The organism is Pseudomonas sp. GL_091 (assembly GCF_057837725.1).
Genome location: NZ_CM174451.1, coordinates 3,334,955 through 3,352,914, shown reverse-complemented (window position 1 = coordinate 3,352,914; position 17,960 = coordinate 3,334,955). Strand labels below are relative to the sequence as shown.

Genomic DNA, 17,960 nt, shown 5'->3' with positions numbered 1-17,960 from the left:
CGTGTATCGAAACTCGCAGCGTCGGACCCCAAGGAAGAAACCAGTGAAGCGTTTGGTATTGAGTATATGTTTGCTGGCCGTTGTCGCTCTGGCGAGTGTTCATGGAACAGGGATGGTGAAACCCGCCGCCCTGACAGCCGCCGATGCTCGCGATATCGGCTATCTGAATGTACGCAATAACCTGGGCGTCATCGCCGCTGCACCCCACCCCACCGCGTCACCACGCCAGGCCGCTGTCAGGCATTACTTGCAGGAAACGATTGCGGGCATGGGTTACCAGGTGGTTGAGCAACCCTTTCGATTTACCATCGAAAGCATGGTGAACCGGCAGAAAATGCTCTACGCCGAGCTGAACGAGCACCATCGCCAAGCATTCGATGCCGAGCTGGCCCGGGTGGGCGCGGACAGTTTTGAAAAGGAAGTGCGAATTCGCTCCGGCCTGCTGGAAGGCGACAGCGGCCAGGGAGTCAACCTGATAGCCTCACGCCGCGTACAGGGAGCGACAGCGACGGTCCTGTTCATGGCGCATTACGACAGCGTCGGCACCGCCCCCGGGGCCAGTGACGATGGCATGGCCGTCGCCTCGATACTCCAGCTGATGCGGGAAACCATCACCCGCAGCGATGCCAAAAACAACGTTGTCTTTCTATTCACCGATGGCGAAGAACTGGGCCTACTGGGAGCGGAGCACTACGTCTCGCAGCTCAGCGCGCCGGAACGTGAAGCCCTCCGTCTGGTAATGAACTTCGAAGCCAGGGGTAACCAGGGCATCCCTTTATTGTTCGAGACCTCGCAGAAGGACTACACCCTGATCAAGAACCTGAACGCAGGGGTTCGGGGCATCATATCCTTCTCATTCACCCCCCTGATTTACAAGATGCTGCAAAACGACACGGACTTTACGGCCTTCAGGAAAAAGAACATCGCGGGGTTGAATTTTGCGGTCGTGGAGGGTTTTCAACACTACCACCACATGAGCGACACGGTGGAGAACCTTGCGCCAGAGACCTTGTTTCGCTACCAAAAGACAGTGCGTGAAGTGGGCAACCACTTTATCCAGGGTATCGACCTCTCCTCCCTGAGCGCTGACGAGGACGCAACCTATTTCCCACTGCCAGGCGGCACGCTGCTGGTACTCCCTTTGCCCGCGATGTATGCGCTGGGCATCGCCTCGTTCGTGCTCTGCGGTCTTTGGGCGCAACGCTGCCGCACTCGCCGCCAGCATCAGGGCAAGAATTCCGTGATGCGACCCATGGCCATTGTCCTGTTCGGCATTGCCTGCGCAACACTTGCATTCTACGTCCCCAGCATTGCCTATCTGTTCGTCATCCCCGGTCTGCTTCTGGCTTGCGCCATGTTGTTGCGAAGCCTCTCCATCTCCTATTCGATCATGCTGCTGGGCGCTTATGCCTGCGGGATACTCTACGCGCCTATCGTCTACCTGATTTCATCAGGCCTTAAAATGCCGGTCATTGCCGGGGTAATTGCACTTCTCCCCCTCTGCCTGCTGGCCGTGGGACTGGGCCCAGTGTGGGCGAAGCTACAATTTGACGACATTTAGCTTTGCTGGGGTTCTTGATCGGTCTCACGCAAAGCGTCGTAGAGCGTCGTCTTCCCGATTTTGAGCCCTATACCACTTCACGAACGTTGCCCCCCTGTGTCAGCAGTACCCTCGCTATTTGCAATATACGGATCGATTCGGCCACACAGCGTTGCCGGAATTGGTCGATAAATTTGGCGGGAATGTCCTGAAACACTGCCGGCGCCAAGCCAATATCGTTGAGGCACTTGAGCTTGGCGATGGCTACCAATACGCTGTCCAAGCTGGCCTTGCCGGGATCGGTCTTGAGATTACTGAACGAGATGGCAGTAGCTTGCTCGCTGCGCGTGTCGTCGGGGTCGACTTCCTCGTCGCCCAGCAGTCGGTCGAGAGCCGCCTGGTCATCTGCACTCAAGCGCGTGAATGATCGCTTGCTGCCTGGTTTCGTAGCTGCGCACGGAAGAACGGATGACACGATCAAGGTGATCGCCGGCAGGTGGCTCCAGGCGTTGCGCACGAAACCAGTCATGCGCCATCTCGCGACCATGGCGGGCTTGTGGATCGAAGGGTAATACCTCCTCGCCTAGCCACTTGCCTATTCGTTGTAGGTCAGTTCCATTTGTAGGCCGGAAATCAAGAACGGCGCGGATGGTGCGCCGATGTCGTTGGCCCTGTCTGCCGCCAAATTCATACGAGGCTAACATTTCGGCCGTCGTACTGAGCTGTATGGCCAGCCACTGCACGGCGTTTGGATCGAGTTCGTTGTGACACTCCGGAAATCTGCCGTGCAATTCCATACATTTGAGTTGAACCGCGAAACCGATCCGACCTTTATCGGTCATGCCGGGCAGCAACGCGACCTCTTCAACAGTAAGAGTCCACAAGTCCTGATTGTCTGAATCATTCCATGAATACGCCACGGCAAGCCCTTCCATGTGTTGGTTGGGTGACGTACATGAAAATGGCGACCGTTTGGGCGGTGACGGGAAGTCTAAATGTCGTCAAATTGTAGCTTCGCCCACACTGGGCCCACATTGGGTTTTGTACTACCGATCGACCTTATGCCTGGCCGCATACAGACACAGCATCTCCATCGCCAGCGTCGCCGCCGCCAGTGACGTGATCTCCGCGCTGTCATAGGCCGGAGCCACTTCCACCACGTCCATGCCCACCAGGTTGATCCCGCGCAGACCGCCGAGAATCTCCAGCGCCTGCACCGTACTCAAGCCGCCGCACACCGGTGTTCCGGTGCCCGGAGCGAATGCCGGATCGAGGCAGTCGATGTCGAAGGTCAGGTACACCGGGTTGTCGCCGACCCGAGCACGAATCGCCTCGACAATCGCCTCGCAGCCACGGCGATGCACCTGCCGCGCGTCCAGCACCTGAAAGCCTTGATGATCGTCGTTGGTGGTGCGCAAGCCGATTTGTACCGAGCGCGACGGGTCCACCAGCCCTTCGCTGGCCGCGTGCCAGAACATGGTGCCATGGTCGATGCGCTTGCCCTCTTCGTCCGGCCAGGTGTCGCTGTGGGCGTCGAAGTGGATCAGCGACAGCGCCCCGTGCTTGCGGGCATGGGCCTTGAGCAGCGGATAGGTGATGAAATGGTCGCCGCCAAAGGTCAGCATCGTCGTGCCGGCGTTGAGGATGTGCTCGGCGTGGGCCTCAATCATTTCGGGCGTCGACTGCGGCGAGCCGTAATCGAAATCGCAATCGCCGTAGTCGATGACCGCCAGATGGTCGAACGGGTCAAACGTCCACGGCCAGTGCCGCTCCCAGGCGATCCCGGCAGAGGCGGCGCGAATGCCTCGTGGTCCGAAGCGGGCGCCGGGGCGGTTGCTGGTGGCGGTGTCGAACGGCACGCCACTGACGGCCACATCAACGCCACGCAGGTCACGACTGTAGCGGCGACGCATGAAACTGGTGATACCGGCGTAGGTACTTTCGGCGGCCGTGCCGTATAGGCTGTCACGGGTAAGGGCTTGATCGTTCTGCATTGGGACGTCCATTGAAGGCTCCTTCTCTTTTCTTATTGGCGGCTACGGAAAGTGGTCCACAAGCGGGTGCGCTGGCGCATGTCCTTGAGGCTCATGCTGCGGTCGGCGTACAGCCGTTCCCGCACGTCGGCCAGCGGGTAGATGTCCGGGTCGGTACGCACCGCTTCATCCACCAGCGGCGTAGCGGCCTGGTTCGCCGTGGCGAAGAACAAGGTGTTGGTCAGTGCGGCCACGGACTCGGGGCGCAACATGAATTCGATAAAGGCGCGGGCGGCTTCGGGGTGTGGCGCGTCCTTGGGGATCGCCAGGTTGTCCTGCCACACGAGGGTGCCTTCCCTGGGAATCCGGTAGGCGATTTCATAGGGTTTGTTGGCCTTGCGTGCCTGGTCGGCGGCCATGCTCGCGTCGCCGTTGTAGGTCAGTGCCAGGCACACGCTGCCATTGGCCAGATCGCTGATCTGCCGCCCGGTAGCGACGTACAGTACGTTCGGCTGTAGCTGATGCAGCAACGCCTCGGCGGCTGACAGATCGTTCTTGTCCGTGCTGTAGGGATCTTTACCCAGATAATGCAGCGCCAGCCCGATCACCTCCTGGGGCGAGTCGAGAATAGCGATGCCGCAGTCCTTCAACTTGCTCGCGTACTCGGACTTGAACAGCAGGTCCAGGCTGTTGAGCGGCGCATCCGGCAAACGCTGCTTAACCGCCTCGACGTTCATGCCCAAACCCAGGGTGCCCCAGGTGTAAGGCACGCCATAGCGGTTGCCCGGGTCGACGGCGGCGAGTTTTTCCAGCAAGTCCGGATCGAGGTTGGCGTAACCCTTGAGTCCTTCGTGGGGAATCGGTTTCAACGCCCCCGCCGCGAGCCCCCGGGCCAGCACGCTGGAGGACGGCACCACCACGTCATAACCGCTGCCGCCGGTGAGCAGCTTGGTCTCCAGTACTTCCGAAGAGTCGAAGGTGTCGTAGCGCACATGGATACCCGTCTCCTGCTCAAACCGTTGCAGGGTTTCAGGGGCTACGTAATCGGCCCAACTGTACAGATTGACCACCTTGTCCTCGGCCTGGGCCGAAACGGCGACGGCGAGCAACAGCGCGGGTAAACACAGCTTGAACATGGGAGCCATGACGAACACCTGACCAGAGGAAGTGGTTGCAGGATGCGTCGTCGGATACATTGGTGAAATACAAAGTTAATTAACCTGACTTTATGACGGAGTAATGTTTGATGCTCGGCCAACTGCATGATCTGGATCTGCAATTGTTGCGTCTGTTTGTCAGCGTGGTGGAGTGCGGCGGCTTCAGCGCCGCCCAGGGCGAGTTGGGGTTGAGCCAGTCGAGCATCAGCCAGCAAATGGCCAAACTGGAAACGCGCCTTGGCTATCGGCTATGCAGTCGCGGCAAGGGCGGGTTCCGGATCACGCCCAAGGGCGAACAACTGCTCAGCGCCACCCGTGGATTGTTCCAGTCCATCGAAGCCTTCCGTCATCAATCCAACGGCGTGGCCGGGCGCTTGATTGGCGAGGTGCGCCTGGGCCTGTCCGAGGCCCTGGATCAATCGGTGCTGCAACGGGTAGCCGAGGCGATCCGGCGCTTCCGTGAGCGCGACGAGTCAGTGCGCATCGAACTGATCAGCGCCATGCCCGGCGAGATGGAGCGCTTGTTGCTGCAACAGCGCCTGGACCTGGCCATCGGCTATTTCTCGCAAGTGCAAAGCGCCTTTGACTACCGCCAGTTGTTCATTGAAACCCAGCATCTGTATTGCGCCCCCGGCCATCCGCTGTTCACCAACCCGGCCCCCAACGATCAGGATCTGCAGGCCAGCGACCGGGTCGATCACCCCTACCGTTTCCTGCGCAGTGACGAACCCTTCCAGGGCAAGTTGTGTTCGGCGCGCTCCGAACAAGTCGAAGGCACCCTCGCCTTCATCCTTTCCGGCAAGCATGTCGGTTACTTGCCCAACCACTTCGCCCGCGACTGGGAAGACAAGGGTTTGCTCAGGGCCGTGCGCCGAGCCGACATGAGTTTCGATGTCGCGTTTCATCTGGCCCGGCACCGGGCGCAGGTGGCCGGCGAGGCGCAGAAGGCATTCGAAGAGGATCTGCTCGCGGCGTTTGCCTGAATTCGCCTTGGTCTAAGCTGTAACAATACCGGACACCGACATGCAAAAATGCACAGACAACCTGCACTTATCCGGGTTGTACAAGGCAAATTTGCACTGATACGATCCGCCATCGCTCGCGCGCGAGCATCTCTATAAAGAACAATAAAAGCAGGGAGTTAGTGATGACTGCTCAGGTTTCTTCTCCCAGGACTCAGTCCATGGATGCCATGCAGAACGAAGTGCTGGCCGAGGTTCGCAACCACATTGGTCATCTGACCCTCAATCGCCCCGCCGGCCTCAATGCCCTCACCCTGGACATGGTGCGCAACTTGCACCGCCAGCTCGACGCCTGGGCACAGGATCCGCAAGTACATGCCGTGGTCCTGCGCGGTGCCGGCGAAAAAGCCTTCTGCGCCGGTGGAGATATTCGCTCGCTGCATGACAGCTTCAAAAGCGGCGACACCTTGCACGAAGATTTCTTCGTCGAGGAATACGCCCTCGACCTCGCGATCCACCACTACCGCAAACCGGTGCTGGCCCTGATGGACGGTTTTGTCCTCGGCGGCGGCATGGGCCTGGTGCAAGGCGCAGATTTGCGCGTGGTCACCGAAAAAAGCCGCCTGGCCATGCCGGAAGTCGGCATCGGCTACTTCCCGGACGTCGGCGGCAGTTACTTCCTGCCGCGCATCCCTGGTGAACTGGGGATTTACCTCGGTGTCACAGGGGTACAGATTCGCGCCGCCGATGCACTGTATTGCGGGCTGGCGGACTGGTACCTCGAAAGCGCCAAGCTGGGCACGCTGGACGAAAAACTTGACCAGCTCGAATGGCACGACACGCCGCTCAAGGACCTGCAAGGCCTGCTGGCGAAATTCGCCGTGCAGCAACTGCCCGATGCGCCACTGGCGACTTTGCGCCCGGCCATCGACCACTTCTTCGCCCAACCCGATGTGCCGAGTATTGTGAAGCAACTACGTCAGGTAACGGTCGCCGACAGCCATGAGTGGGCCGTCACCACCGCCGACCTGCTGGAAACCCGCTCGCCGCTGGCCATGGCCGTGACCCTGGAAATGTTGCGGCGCGGACGCGAACTGCCCCTTGAACAATGTTTCGCCCTTGAGCTGCATCTGGACCGCCAGTGGTTCGAGCGCGGCGACCTGATCGAAGGCGTGCGCGCCTTGCTGATCGACAAAGACAAGACACCACGCTGGAACCCGCCCACCCTTGAGGCGCTGGACGCCGAACACGTGGCGAGCTTCTTCAGCGAGTTTGACCAGAGCGAGAGCTGAGCCATGCACGATATCGAATTGAGCGAAGAGCAAGTCATGATCCGCGACATGGCCCGGGATTTTGCCCGCGGCGAAATCGCGCCCCATGCCCAGGCCTGGGAAAAGGCCGGCTGGATCGACGACGGTCTGGTGGCGAAGATGGGCGAATTGGGCTTGCTGGGCATGGTGGTCCCCGAGGAATGGGGTGGCACCTATGTCGACTACGTGGCCTACGCCTTGGCGGTAGAAGAGATTTCCGCCGGCGACGGTGCTACCGGCGCCTTCATGAGTATCCACAACTCCGTGGGCTGCGGGCCGGTACTCAACTACGGCAGCGAAGAACAGAAACAGAAGTGGTTGGCGGACCTGGCCAGCGGCCAGGTCATCGGCTGCTTCTGCCTGACCGAGCCCCAGGCCGGTTCCGAGGCGCACAACCTGCGCACCCGCGCCGAACTGCGCGACGGCCAGTGGGTGATCAACGGCGCCAAGCAATTCGTCAGCAATGGCAAGCGCGCCAAGCTGGCGATTGTGTTTGCCGTGACCGATCCGGACCTGGGCAAACGTGGCATCTCGGCGTTCCTGGTGCCGACCGACACTGCCGGTTTTATCGTCGACCGCACTGAACACAAGATGGGCATCCGTGCTTCCGACACCTGCGCGGTGACCCTGAACAACTGCACCATTCCCGAAGCCAATCTGTTAGGTGAGCGCGGCAAGGGTCTTGCCATTGCCCTGTCCAACCTCGAAGGCGGCCGAATCGGCATCGCAGCTCAGGCGCTGGGCATCGCCCGCGCTGCGTTTGAAGCGGCGCTGGCCTACTCCCGTGATCGTGTGCAGTTTGGCAAAACGATCAATGAGCACCAGAGCATCGCCAATTTGCTGGCCGACATGCACATGCAATTGAACGCCGCTCGGTTGATGATCCTGCACGCCGCACGCCTGCGCACGGCCGGCAAACCCTGCCTGTCGGAGGCGTCACAAGCCAAGCTGTTTGCGTCGGAAATGGCGGAAAAGGTCTGCTCGTCCGCCATTCAGATTCATGGCGGGTATGGGTACCTGGAAGACTATCCGGTGGAGAAGTATTACCGGGATGCGCGGATCACACAGATCTACGAAGGGTCGAGCGAGATTCAGCGGATGGTGATTGCCCGCGAACTCAAAAACTACCTGGTGTGAAGCCCTGTAGGAGCGAGCTTGCTCGCGATGGAGGTCAACGATGACGCGGGGCACCTGAATCAACCCGGTGCCCTCAGGTTTTTCGTCGGATCGCCGCCCGGAGCAAGCTCGCTCCTACAGGAGCAGGCTTGCTCAAAATGGCGTTAACATCACTTGCCTTGGAACTCGGCCTCACGCTTGGCAATAAACGCCGCCATCCCTTCCTTCTGATCCTGCGTCGCAAATGCCGCATGGAACACCCGGCGCTCAAAGCGCACACCTTCGGCCAGGCTCACTTCAAAGGCACGGTTGACGCTTTCCTTGACCATCATCGCAATCGGCAACGACTTCTTGGCGATCAGCGCCGCGACTTTCAGCGCTTCGTCCAGCAGCTCATCGCTCGGCACGATACGCGCCACGATGCCGCAACGCTCCGCTTCCACGGCATCGATCAGACGACCGCTCAGGCACATTTCCATGGCCTTGGCCTTGCCCACGGCGCGGGTCAGGCGTTGGGTGCCGCCCATGCCCGGCAGCACGCCGAGGTTGATTTCCGGCTGGCCGAATCTGGCGTTGTCACCGGCCAGGATGAAGTCGCACATCAGCGCCAGTTCGCAGCCACCGCCCAAAGCGAAACCATTGACCGCCGCGATGATCGGCTTGCGGCGGTTGGCCACGCGATCGCTGTCGCTGAACAGGTCGTCGATGTAGATCTGCGGATAGGTCAGCTCGGCCATTTCCTTGATGTCGGCACCGGCGGCGAAGGCTTTTTTCGAACCGGTCAGGACAATGCAGCCGATGTTCGAGTCAGCCTCGAAGCCATCGAGGGCCTGGTTCAGTTCGCTGACGATCTGCGCATTCAACGCGTTCAACGCTTGTGGACGGTTGAGAGTGATCAGGCCAACGCGGCCGTGGGTTTCCAGCAAAATCGTTTCATAGCTCACAGGGGACTCCTTCTTATAGATTGCGCGAAATAACCATGCGCTGAATATCGCTGGTGCCTTCGTAGATCTGGCAGACCCGCACGTCGCGGTAGATCCGCTCCAGCGGGAAGTCGTTGAGGTAACCGTAACCGCCCAGGGTTTGCAGCGCCGAGGAGCATACCTTCTCGGCCATTTCCGAGGCGAACAGTTTGGCCATCGACGCTTCGACCAGCGCTGGCTTGCCGCTGTCACGCAGGGCGGCGGCGTAGTGCACCATTTGCCGCGCCACGGCGATCTGGGTCGCCATATCCGCCAGACGGAAGGCCACAGCCTGGTGCTCGATGATCGGCTTGCCGAAGCTCTCGCGTTCGCGGGCGTAGTCGCGAGCCGCTTCGAATGCGGCGCGGGCCATGCCCACCGATTGCGAAGCGATGCCGACGCGGCCGCCTTCAAGGTTGGCCAGGGCAATCCTGTAGCCTTCGCCCTCCTCGCCCAAACGGTTGGCCAGCGGCACCTTCACGTCTTCGAAGAGGATCTGGCAGGTGTCGGACGCATGCTGACCGAGCTTGTCTTCGACCCGCGCAACGGTGTAGCCCTGCGATTCGGTCGGCACGATAAAGGCGCTGATGCCGCGTTTTCCAGCGCTCGGATCGGTCACCGCAAACACGATCACCACCCCGGCATTCTGCCCGGAGGTGATGAATTGCTTGCAGCCGTTGAGCACGTAATGATCGCCTTCCAGGCGCGCACGGGTTTTCAGGCCACTGGCGTCGGAACCGGCCTGGGGTTCAGTCAGGGCGAAAGCGCCGAGCATCGCACCGCTGGCCAGCGGTTTGAGAAAGCGCTCTTTCTGCTCATCGGTGCCGTAGTTGAGGATCGGCACACAGCCCACGGAGTTGTGCACGCTCATGATGGTCGAGCAGGCGCCATCGCCGGCGGCGATTTCTTCCAGCGCCATGGCATAGGCCAGGTAACCGGTGTCGCATCCGCCCCACTGCTCCGGCACCAGCATGCCGAAGAAGCCCAACCCGGCCATCTCGCCGATGGCTTCCTTGGGAAAGCGATGCTCGCGATCCCACTCGGCGGCGAACGGTTTCAGCCGTTCCTGGGCAAAGTCCCGGGCCATGTCGCGGATTTGTTGTTGGTCGTCATTGGGGATCATGGTGAATCCTTGAAGTTTAATTGCCCCCCTGTAGGAGCGAGCTTGCTCGCGAAGGGCCTGAGAGCGCCGCATTCATCCAGGCAGCCCTCGTCATCGTTGACGTCCTTCGCGAGCAAGCTCGCTCCTACAGGGGGGCGCTGGCCTTAATAGAGGCATTCCACGGCCATGGCCGTCGCTTCACCGCCGCCGATACAAATCGCTGCAACGCCGCGTTTCAGGCCTTTCTGGCGCAGGGCCGAAAGCAGGGTCACCAGAATCCGCGCACCGGACGCCCCGATCGGGTGACCAAGGGCGCAAGCACCGCCGTGCACGTTGAGTTTCTCGTGGGGAATTTCCAGATGAGTCATCGCGGCCATGCCGACCACGGCGAAGGCTTCATTGACTTCCACCAGATCGACGTCGTTGAGCGACCAGCCGGTTTTTTTCATCAACTTCTTGATTGCGCCAATCGGTGCCACCGGGAACAGGCCCGGGGTGTCGGCGAACGCGGCGTGACCATGAATCACCGCCAACGGCTTCAGGCCTTGTTTCTGTGCCTGCGACTGGCGCATCAGCACCAACGCGGCGGCACCGTCGGAGATCGAACTGGAGTTGGCCGCCGTCACCGTACCGCCTTCGCGGAACGCCGGTTTCAACGAAGAGATCTTGTCCAGCCTGGCTTTTGGCGGCTGCTCGTCATTGCTGATCACCACCTGCTCTTTGCCGAGCGTCACGGTCAGCGGGACAATTTCGTCCTTGAAGCTGCCGTCCTTGATCGCCTGCTGCGCGCGAGTGGTCGAGGCAATGGCGAACGCGTCCTGGGCTTCACGGCTGAAGCTGTTGGTTTCGGCGCATTCTTCGGCGAAGGTGCCCATCAGGCGGCCCTTGTCGTAGGCGTCTTCGAGGCCGTCGAGGAACATCGAGTCCTGCACCCGGCCATGGCCCATGCGGTAGCCGGCACGGGCGCGGTCCAGCAGGTAAGGCGCGTTGGACATGCTTTCCATGCCACCGGCGACCACGACGTCGGCACTGCCCGCCACCAGCATGTCATGGGCCAGAATCGCCGCTTCCATGCCGGAACCGCACATCTTGTTCAGGGTGGTGCAGCGAGTCGATTTATCCAGCCCCGCGCCCAGCGCCGCCTGACGCGCAGGGGCCTGGCCAAGGCCTGCCGGCAGCACGCAGCCGAACAACACTTCGTCGACAGAGTCGCTGGCAACGCCAGCGCGTTCCACCGCTGCTTTGATGGCCGCCGCGCCGAGTTGCGGCGCGGTCAGGCTTTTCAGTTCGCCCTGGAAACCACCCATCGGGGTGCGGACGGCGCTGACGATAACAATTGGATCGTTGGACAGGGTCATGACAAATCCTCCTTACTTGGCGGCCATGCGCAAGGCACCGTCGAGACGGATTACCTCGCCGTTGAGCATGCTGTTTTCAATAATATGCTTGACCAGCCCGGCATACTCGCCCGGTTTGCCCAGGCGCGGCGGGAATGGCACGCCAGCGGCCAGGGAATCGCGGACTTCCTGGGTCATGCCGGCCATCATCGGCGTCTCGAAGATGCCGGGGGCGATCGTCATGACACGGATGCCGAAGCGCGCCAGCTCACGGGCCGCCGGCAAGGTCAGGCTGACGATCGCGCCCTTGGACGCCGAGTAAGCGGCCTGACCGATCTGACCGTCATAGGCCGCAGCAGACGCGGTGTTGATGATCACGCCGCGCTCGCCGTCGGCATCCGCTTCGGTCTCGGCAATCGCTGCGGCGGCGAGGCGCAACATGTTGAAGCTGCCGATCAGGTTGACGTTGATCACCTGGCTGAAACTGGCCAGTGCGTGTGGACCATTCTTGCCGAGAATCTTCTCGCCACGCACGATGCCGGCGCAGTTGACCAGACCATTGAGGCCGCCAAAGGCTTTGACCGTCGCCTGCACCGCGGCTTCGGCCGCCGCTTCGTTGCTGATGTCCGCCACCACGCTTTGCGCGCCAAGGCGCTGGGCCTGGGCTGCAACGGCTTCGGCGTTCATGTCCACCAGCATCACTTTCGCGCCAGCGGCGACCAGCACCTCGGCGGTGGCGGCACCGAGGCCGGACGCGCCACCGGTGACGATAAAAATCTTGTTCTGGATCTGCATCATTGTTTCCCTGGATTCAAGCTGGAAGGTTCTTCGCCGCGGCCTCTTGAGCCTTGGCGATTTCCTGGTTGCGCAAGATAAAGCGCTGCAATTTGCCACTGGGGGTTTTCGGCAACTCGCTGACAAATTCGATTTCACGGGGGTACGAGTGCGCCGCCAGACGCTTGCGCACGTGTTGGCGCAGCTCTTCGGCCAACTCGGGGGCGGCGCGGTATTGCGGGCTGAGCACGACGAAGGCCTTGACCAGTTCGGTACGCTCCGGATCGGGCTTGCCGACCACTGCAGCCTCGACCACGGCCGGGTGTTCGATCAGCGCACTTTCCACGTCGAACGGACCGACCCGGTAGCCAGAGGTGGTGATCACGTCATCACTGCGACCGACGAAGCTGATGCTGCCGTCCGGGTTCCACTCGACGGTGTCGCCACTCAGGTAATAGTTGCCGACAAAGGCCTTGGTCGGCCCGCCTTCGTAACCGGCGAACCAGCACATCGGCGACTGGCTGCGGTCGATGGCCAGGATGCCGGGCTGGCCAACGCCGAGTTCCTTGTATTCGTCGTCCAGTACCACGATACGGTGGCCCGGCGAGGCAAAACCGGCGGCACCCATGTGAATCGGATGTTCCAGGCCGTGGTGGTTGCACAGCACCATGCCCAGTTCGGTCTGGCCGTAGTGGTCGTGGATGACCACGCCGAGGTTGTCGGCGAACCAGCGGATCACTTCCGGGTTCAGCGGCTCGCCGGCGCTGCTGACGATACGCAGCTTGCCCTTGATCGATCTGGCGAATTCATCGCCGCCGGCAATCAGCAAACGGTAGGCCGTCGGCGAACCGGTGAGGTTGGTGATCCCGTACTTGTTGATTACCCGGCAGGTGCTTTCGAGGGTGAACGGGCCATCGTAAAAGGTGATCGGATGCCCCATGGACATTGGCCCGGTGACACCGAAATAAATACCGTAGGCCCAACCCGGGTCGGCGACGTTCCAGAACGCGTCTTCCGGGCGCAGATCCACCGCATCGCGGGTGTAGCTCTGGAACGCAACGATGGCCTTGAGCGGCACCGACAGTGCTTTCGACGGGCCGGTGGTGCCCGAGGTGAACATCAGCAGGAACGGATCTTCGCCGGTCAGCAGCACCGGTTCACAGTCGGCGGAATAATTGGCCAGTTCGGCCCAGAAACTGAAATCGCCACGAACCAGCCCCTGCCCTTTGGCGCCGGTGACGGTCACCGTGGTCGGGCAATCGACGACTTCGGCGAGCTTCGGCCGGTTCACTGCATCGGTCACCACCACTTTGGCGCCAGAGCTGTTAAGGCGATGCTCGATGGCCTTGGGGCCGAACGCGGTAAACAGCGGTTGATACACCGCGCCGATGCGCCAGGTGGCGAATACGGTGATCAACAGTTCGATATTGCGTGGCAACAGGCCGGCGACCTTGTCGCCTTTCTTCACGCCCTGGGCCAGCAGGTAGTTGGCGAAACGCGCGGCCTTGTCCTGCAAGTCGGTGAAGGTGTACGTCGCACCGGTGCCGTCGCGTCCTTCCCAGAACAGCGCGATGCGACCCGGCAAGGCGTGCCGGTCACAGCATTCGACACAGGCGTTGAGGGCCGTCAGATCGCCCGCGAGTGCGGCATCGACGGTGTGCTGAAAGTTGAACTGAGAAGTAGCAGACAAGTAATCGCGCATTGCCAGAATCCCTCTGTGTTTTTATTAGGTTGGGGGGAACCGTAATCAACAGGGAAATACTCGCTCTGCGCGGGGTGGCGGGCAATGGTCAAAGCTATCAAGTTGTCTGACTGCTTTGGCCAAAGCCCGCAGGGTATCAAGCGATGAAGCGCACCCCGGGTTTGGCCCGTTCGTCCACGGTCAGTTCGAACACATCCGGGCGGGCGTAATGCCCGACCACGTCATAGTCGTAGCGGGCGCGTACCAGGTCGTCGGTGTCGATTTGCGCGGTGAGCAGCCCGGCGCTGTCGCGCAGAGGTCCTGCGAGGATGTCGCCCATGGGACCGACGATCACGCTGCCGCCGGCGATCAACGGCCGATCCGCCGGCCAGTTGGCGATGTCCACACCCAAGGCCTGGGGCGATGCCTGGACCTGGCAGGCGCTGACCACGAAGCAGCGCCCCTCATGGGCAATGTGACGCATGCTGACCTGCCACATCTCCCGCTCGTCCACAGTCGGCGCGCACCACACTTCTACGCCCTTGGCGTACATCGCCGTGCGCAGCAGCGGCATCATGTTTTCCCAGCACACCAGCGCACCGACGCGCCCGACCTGGCTGTCGATCACCGGAAGCGTCGAACCATCGCCCTTGCCCCAGATCAGCCGTTCGGTGCCAGTGGGCATTAGCTTGCGGTGTTTGGCCACCAGCCCGGCCTGCGGATCAAAGTACAGCGCGGTGCAGTACAAGGTGCTGCCCGCGCGCTCGATCACGCCTATCACCAGATTCGCTGCGGTGCGTGCGGACAGCGCGGCCAGCGCCTCGGTCTCCACGCCGGGTACGTTGATGGCATTGGCAAAATAGCGAGCAAAGGCTTCGCGCCCTTGCGGCAGGCGATAGCCCAATTGGGTGCCAAAGCCCTCGCCTTTGGGATAACCGCCCAGCAGCGCTTCCGGCATCACCACCAACCCGGCGCCGGACGAGATGATCGCGTTTTCATAGGACAGGATCTGTTCCAGGGTTTCAGCCTTGCCACCGGGCAAGGCGCCGATTTGCAGGGCCGCAACGATTGATTTGGGCATCTTGGAAACTCCATTCGCATCAGGTGTTGCTCATTCTCCGGCGTCACGTGATCATCAATAAAGACCGATTCACTGCTGAATGATATGAACCAAATGAATATCACCGACGTCGACCTCAACCTGCTCAAAGTCTTCGAAGCACTGCACGAAGAGTCCAGCGCCAGCCGTGCCGCACTGCGCCTGGGCGTGACGCAATCGGCTGTCAGCGCGGCCTTGCGTCGCTTGCGTGAGGTGTATGGCGATCAGCTGTTCGTGCGCACCGGACGTGGCCTGGCCCCCTCGCTCAAGGCCAACCAGCTCAAACCGGTGGTCAGCGATGCCCTGAACAAATGCCGGCAGAGCCTGGCGATGGTCGATCCGGCAGCGCAACAGTACGAAGGTCGCTCGGTCACCGTGGGAATGTCGGATGATTTCGAGATTGCCTACGGCCGGCGGCTGATCGAAGAAATCGCCCGGTGTGCGCCGAAACTGCGGCTGATTTTCCGCCAGACCCATAGCCAGATCGTCGCCCAGGCGTTGATGGAGCGCAGCATTGACCTGGCGATTGCCGCGGGCGGGTTCGCCGAGCGGCTGCTCAGCCGTCAGGTGCTGGGGGAAGGCGGCTATCTGTGCCTGGCGGACCCGTCGAGCCTGGTCGAGGGCCAGCAGAGCATCAGTCTCGAGGAGTTTGTGGCCCGCGAACACATTCTGGTGTCGTCCGGCGGTTTTATCGGGATTACCGATGAGGGATTGGCGGCGCTGGGGCTGAGCCGGAGGGTGTGCGCCTCGACCACGCATTTTGCCGCGTTGCCGCATTTGCTCAAAGGCAGCCGGGCCGTGGCGACCATTCCGGCCCATGCCGCCCAAAGCATCGCAACGCTCAGCGGGCTGGCGCTGCTGCCCTGCCCCCTGGCCTTGCCGCGCTACCCGATCGAACTGGGCTGGCGGACCAGTACCCAGCTCGACCCGGTGGTGTTGAAAGTACGTGAGGCGATCATCGCGAGCTTCGCCTGACGGCCGATGTTATTTGTTGGCCGCCATCAGACGATTGACTTCACTGCGCACCATGTTGGCGAATTCCGGGGGCGACATGCCGTCCAACTCGGCGCGCACCCATTCCGCCCACTTGCCTTTGCGCTTGGCCCGTTCGCCGAACAACCGCGCGGCCTCACCCTTGGCTTTGCCCAGGTTGTTTTGCCAGAGTTCGAACAGACGGGATTTCTCGTCTTCAAGCGCAGCGCGCTCGGCGAGGGGTTTGTCGGCCAGATTGAAGCTCATGGGAATTTCCTGCTGCGTAAAATAGGCGACATCTTACACTGTAGGACGAAATGTCCTGCGCCGGTTTTTCAGCAAGATGACCTCCCCGGGCAAATAGCTGCAACTTTTCCGACGACGGCTGACTCCATTGTTCACTGTCCACTTACCTGCAAGGAGTACTTCAATGGCCCGCAAAACCGCCCTGCAAGCCGCCGAAGATCAAATCAAGGATCAAGCGTTCAGCGAGCTTCAATCGCTGATCGAAGAGTCGGAAAAGCTGCTGAAAAGCAGCGCCTCGCTGGTCGGGGAAGAAGCAGAGACCCTTCGCGGACAAATCGCCCTGAAACTCCAGCAGGCCAGGGATTCGGTGAGTAGCGTACGCGACCGCACCCTGCCCGCGGTTGAGGCCACTGAAACCTATATCGGCGGGCATCCATGGCAAACCGTGGCGATTTCCGCAGGGTTTGGCCTGGTGGTGGGGTTGTTGTTGGGGCGTCGCTAAGCATTCCGATCAAACACCGCGAAAAACCCTGTGGGAGCGAGCCTGCTCGCGAAGAGGTCGTGTCAGTCAAAATCCATGTTGATTGATACACCGCCTTCGCGAGCAGGCTCGCTCCCACAGGTTCTACAGCGCCTGCTGACAGAATCAGCCCCCTGCCAACTCCCGCAAGTTCGCCAGCGTCCGGGCATCCAGTTCAATGCCATTGGCCAGCGACTTCGCGCGCTGATGATGACGCCGGTCACCCGGCAAACGCTTCAAGCCGACACCGTGCATTTGCCGCACCAGTTCCTGGCTGCGTTCGGCAAAGCTTTGCCCCGCCGCTTTGCTCGGGTCGATCACGATAATCAATTGGCCAGTCCAGGGCGTCTTGGCGCCGGGGTGGTTCTTCCAGTCGAATTCGAAGGAAAAATTGCCGCCGGTCAATGCCGCCGCGAGCAACTCGACCATCATCGACAACGCCGAGCCCTTGTGCCCGCCGAAAGGCAGCAACGCGCCGCCCTCAAGAATCGCTTTCGGGTCTGTGGTCGGCTGGCCGAGGCTGTCCACGCCCATCCCTGCCGGCAAGCGTTCACCCTCGCGGGCGGCAATTTGCACATCGCCATGGGCAATGGCACTGGTGGCCAGGTCGAAGACAATCGGTGCGCCATCGGCCCGCGGCGCAGCGAAGGCAATCGGGTTGGTGCCGAACAGCGGCCGGTCGGCGCCGTGGGGCACCACGCAGGTCATGCTGTTGACCACGCTCAATGCCACGAGGCCTTCATCCGCGAAGGGTTCGACATCCGGCCATAGGGCAGCGAAATGGTGCGAGTTACGGATCGCCAGCACCGCAATGCCGGCACTTCGGGCCTTCTGCACCAGTAACTCGCGTGCCGCCGCCAGGGCCGGTTGCGCAAAACCGTTATTGGCATCGACCCGCACAAACCCTGAAGCCACATCTTCGACCACCGGAACGGCCTGGCCATTGACCCAGCCGCTTTGCAGCGTCGAAACATAACCTGGAATGCGGAATACCCCGTGACTGTGCGCGCCGTCGCGCTCGGCACCGGCGCAGTTTTGCGCCAGCACCCGGGCAACCTCGGCCGATGTGCCGTGATGCAGAAAAATTTTCTCTAGCAAAGCGCTCAGCGCTTCGAGTGACAGGTGTGACGAGACCGCAGTAGACGCGTGATCGTGTGGCGCAGACATCTGAAGCTCCAGACTAATTATTGGAGGGAACAACAGCGTACA

Annotated in this window: 18 protein-coding genes; 6 read left to right on the top strand and 12 right to left on the bottom strand. The window is 61.3% G+C overall.

Annotation, left to right across the window (positions count from 1 at the left end; translation table 11 throughout):
- Window positions 1-43 precede the first annotated feature (43 nt).
- The gene (locus AC3ITY_RS15355; protein WP_489310419.1) at window positions 44-1,561 is read left to right on the top strand and encodes a M28 family metallopeptidase; all 1,518 of its coding nucleotides are present in this window, start codon (window positions 44-46) and stop codon (window positions 1,559-1,561) included.
- A gap of 67 nt (window positions 1,562-1,628) precedes the next feature.
- On the opposite strand, the gene AC3ITY_RS15350 is transcribed toward AC3ITY_RS15355, so the two are convergent.
- The 4 genes from AC3ITY_RS15350 to AC3ITY_RS15335 all read right to left on the bottom strand — a co-directional run bounded on the left by AC3ITY_RS15350 (window position 1,629) and on the right by AC3ITY_RS15335 (window position 4,658).
- Window positions 1,629-1,955: a hypothetical protein gene (locus tag AC3ITY_RS15350; protein ID WP_489310417.1), complete on the bottom strand. Its 327-nt coding sequence runs from the start codon at window positions 1,953-1,955 to the stop codon at window positions 1,629-1,631.
- On the bottom strand, window positions 1,942-2,460 hold the full coding sequence (locus tag AC3ITY_RS15345; RefSeq protein ID WP_489310415.1) for a DUF4158 domain-containing protein: 519 nt from the start codon (window positions 2,458-2,460) through the stop codon (window positions 1,942-1,944). Before AC3ITY_RS15345 ends, AC3ITY_RS15350 begins: the two co-directional genes overlap by 14 nt.
- A gap of 126 nt (window positions 2,461-2,586) precedes the next feature.
- Window positions 2,587-3,546 carry an agmatinase gene (speB, locus tag AC3ITY_RS15340; RefSeq protein WP_489310413.1) on the bottom strand — a complete coding sequence of 320 codons (960 nt, stop codon included), beginning with the start codon at window positions 3,544-3,546 and terminating at the stop codon, window positions 2,587-2,589.
- 20 nt (window positions 3,547-3,566) lie between these two features.
- Window positions 3,567-4,658, bottom strand: a complete 1,092-nt coding sequence (locus AC3ITY_RS15335) for a polyamine ABC transporter substrate-binding protein (protein ID WP_489310411.1) — start codon at window positions 4,656-4,658, stop codon at window positions 3,567-3,569.
- A gap of 101 nt (window positions 4,659-4,759) precedes the next feature.
- Between AC3ITY_RS15335 and AC3ITY_RS15330 the strand changes: the two genes are divergently transcribed.
- The 3 genes from AC3ITY_RS15330 to AC3ITY_RS15320 all read left to right on the top strand — a co-directional run bounded on the left by AC3ITY_RS15330 (window position 4,760) and on the right by AC3ITY_RS15320 (window position 8,079).
- The gene (locus AC3ITY_RS15330; RefSeq protein ID WP_489310409.1) at window positions 4,760-5,653 is read left to right on the top strand and encodes a LysR family transcriptional regulator; all 894 of its coding nucleotides are present in this window, start codon (window positions 4,760-4,762) and stop codon (window positions 5,651-5,653) included.
- A gap of 164 nt (window positions 5,654-5,817) precedes the next feature.
- Window positions 5,818-6,924: an enoyl-CoA hydratase/isomerase family protein gene (locus tag AC3ITY_RS15325; RefSeq protein WP_489310407.1), complete on the top strand. Its 1,107-nt coding sequence runs from the start codon at window positions 5,818-5,820 to the stop codon at window positions 6,922-6,924.
- Window positions 6,925-6,927: 3 nt separating this feature from the next.
- Window positions 6,928-8,079 (top strand): acyl-CoA dehydrogenase family protein, encoded by a 1,152-nt coding sequence (locus tag AC3ITY_RS15320; protein WP_489310405.1) that lies wholly within the window; start codon window positions 6,928-6,930, stop codon window positions 8,077-8,079.
- A 149-nt stretch (window positions 8,080-8,228) separates the two neighbouring features.
- Here AC3ITY_RS15320 and AC3ITY_RS15315 read toward each other — a convergent pair whose 3' ends face one another.
- The 6 genes from AC3ITY_RS15315 to AC3ITY_RS15290 all read right to left on the bottom strand — a co-directional run bounded on the left by AC3ITY_RS15315 (window position 8,229) and on the right by AC3ITY_RS15290 (window position 14,995).
- Window positions 8,229-9,002, bottom strand: a complete 774-nt coding sequence (locus AC3ITY_RS15315) for an enoyl-CoA hydratase (protein ID WP_057714717.1) — start codon at window positions 9,000-9,002, stop codon at window positions 8,229-8,231.
- Between the two features lie 13 nt (window positions 9,003-9,015).
- Window positions 9,016-10,143: an acyl-CoA dehydrogenase gene (locus AC3ITY_RS15310; protein ID WP_489310403.1), complete on the bottom strand. Its 1,128-nt coding sequence runs from the start codon at window positions 10,141-10,143 to the stop codon at window positions 9,016-9,018.
- A gap of 143 nt (window positions 10,144-10,286) precedes the next feature.
- The gene (locus AC3ITY_RS15305) at window positions 10,287-11,480 is read right to left on the bottom strand and encodes an acetyl-CoA C-acyltransferase (protein ID WP_489310401.1); all 1,194 of its coding nucleotides are present in this window, start codon (window positions 11,478-11,480) and stop codon (window positions 10,287-10,289) included.
- A gap of 12 nt (window positions 11,481-11,492) precedes the next feature.
- A complete protein-coding gene (locus AC3ITY_RS15300) occupies window positions 11,493-12,254 on the bottom strand; it encodes an SDR family NAD(P)-dependent oxidoreductase (RefSeq protein ID WP_489310879.1) in 762 nt (253 codons plus the stop codon).
- A gap of 16 nt (window positions 12,255-12,270) precedes the next feature.
- A complete protein-coding gene (locus AC3ITY_RS15295) occupies window positions 12,271-13,935 on the bottom strand; it encodes an AMP-binding protein (RefSeq protein WP_489310399.1) in 1,665 nt (554 codons plus the stop codon).
- A 136-nt stretch (window positions 13,936-14,071) separates the two neighbouring features.
- Complete coding sequence (locus AC3ITY_RS15290; protein WP_489310397.1) at window positions 14,072-14,995, bottom strand: carbon-nitrogen hydrolase family protein; 924 nt, start codon at window positions 14,993-14,995, stop codon at window positions 14,072-14,074.
- An 84-nt stretch (window positions 14,996-15,079) separates the two neighbouring features.
- On the opposite strand from AC3ITY_RS15290, the gene AC3ITY_RS15285 reads away from it, so the two are divergent.
- Window positions 15,080-15,988 (top strand): LysR family transcriptional regulator, encoded by a 909-nt coding sequence (locus AC3ITY_RS15285; protein WP_489310395.1) that lies wholly within the window; start codon window positions 15,080-15,082, stop codon window positions 15,986-15,988.
- Between the two features lie 9 nt (window positions 15,989-15,997).
- On the opposite strand, the gene AC3ITY_RS15280 is transcribed toward AC3ITY_RS15285, so the two are convergent.
- Window positions 15,998-16,252 carry a hypothetical protein gene (locus tag AC3ITY_RS15280; protein WP_057400121.1) on the bottom strand — a complete coding sequence of 85 codons (255 nt, stop codon included), beginning with the start codon at window positions 16,250-16,252 and terminating at the stop codon, window positions 15,998-16,000.
- A 163-nt stretch (window positions 16,253-16,415) separates the two neighbouring features.
- On the opposite strand from AC3ITY_RS15280, the gene AC3ITY_RS15275 reads away from it, so the two are divergent.
- Complete coding sequence (locus tag AC3ITY_RS15275; RefSeq protein WP_489310393.1) at window positions 16,416-16,733, top strand: ElaB/YgaM/YqjD family protein; 318 nt, start codon at window positions 16,416-16,418, stop codon at window positions 16,731-16,733.
- Window positions 16,734-16,877: 144 nt separating this feature from the next.
- On the opposite strand, the gene AC3ITY_RS15270 is transcribed toward AC3ITY_RS15275, so the two are convergent.
- Window positions 16,878-17,918, bottom strand: coding sequence for an Ldh family oxidoreductase (locus AC3ITY_RS15270; protein ID WP_489310391.1), 1,041 nt, complete (start codon window positions 17,916-17,918; stop codon window positions 16,878-16,880).
- Window positions 17,919-17,960: the final 42 nt, after the last annotated feature.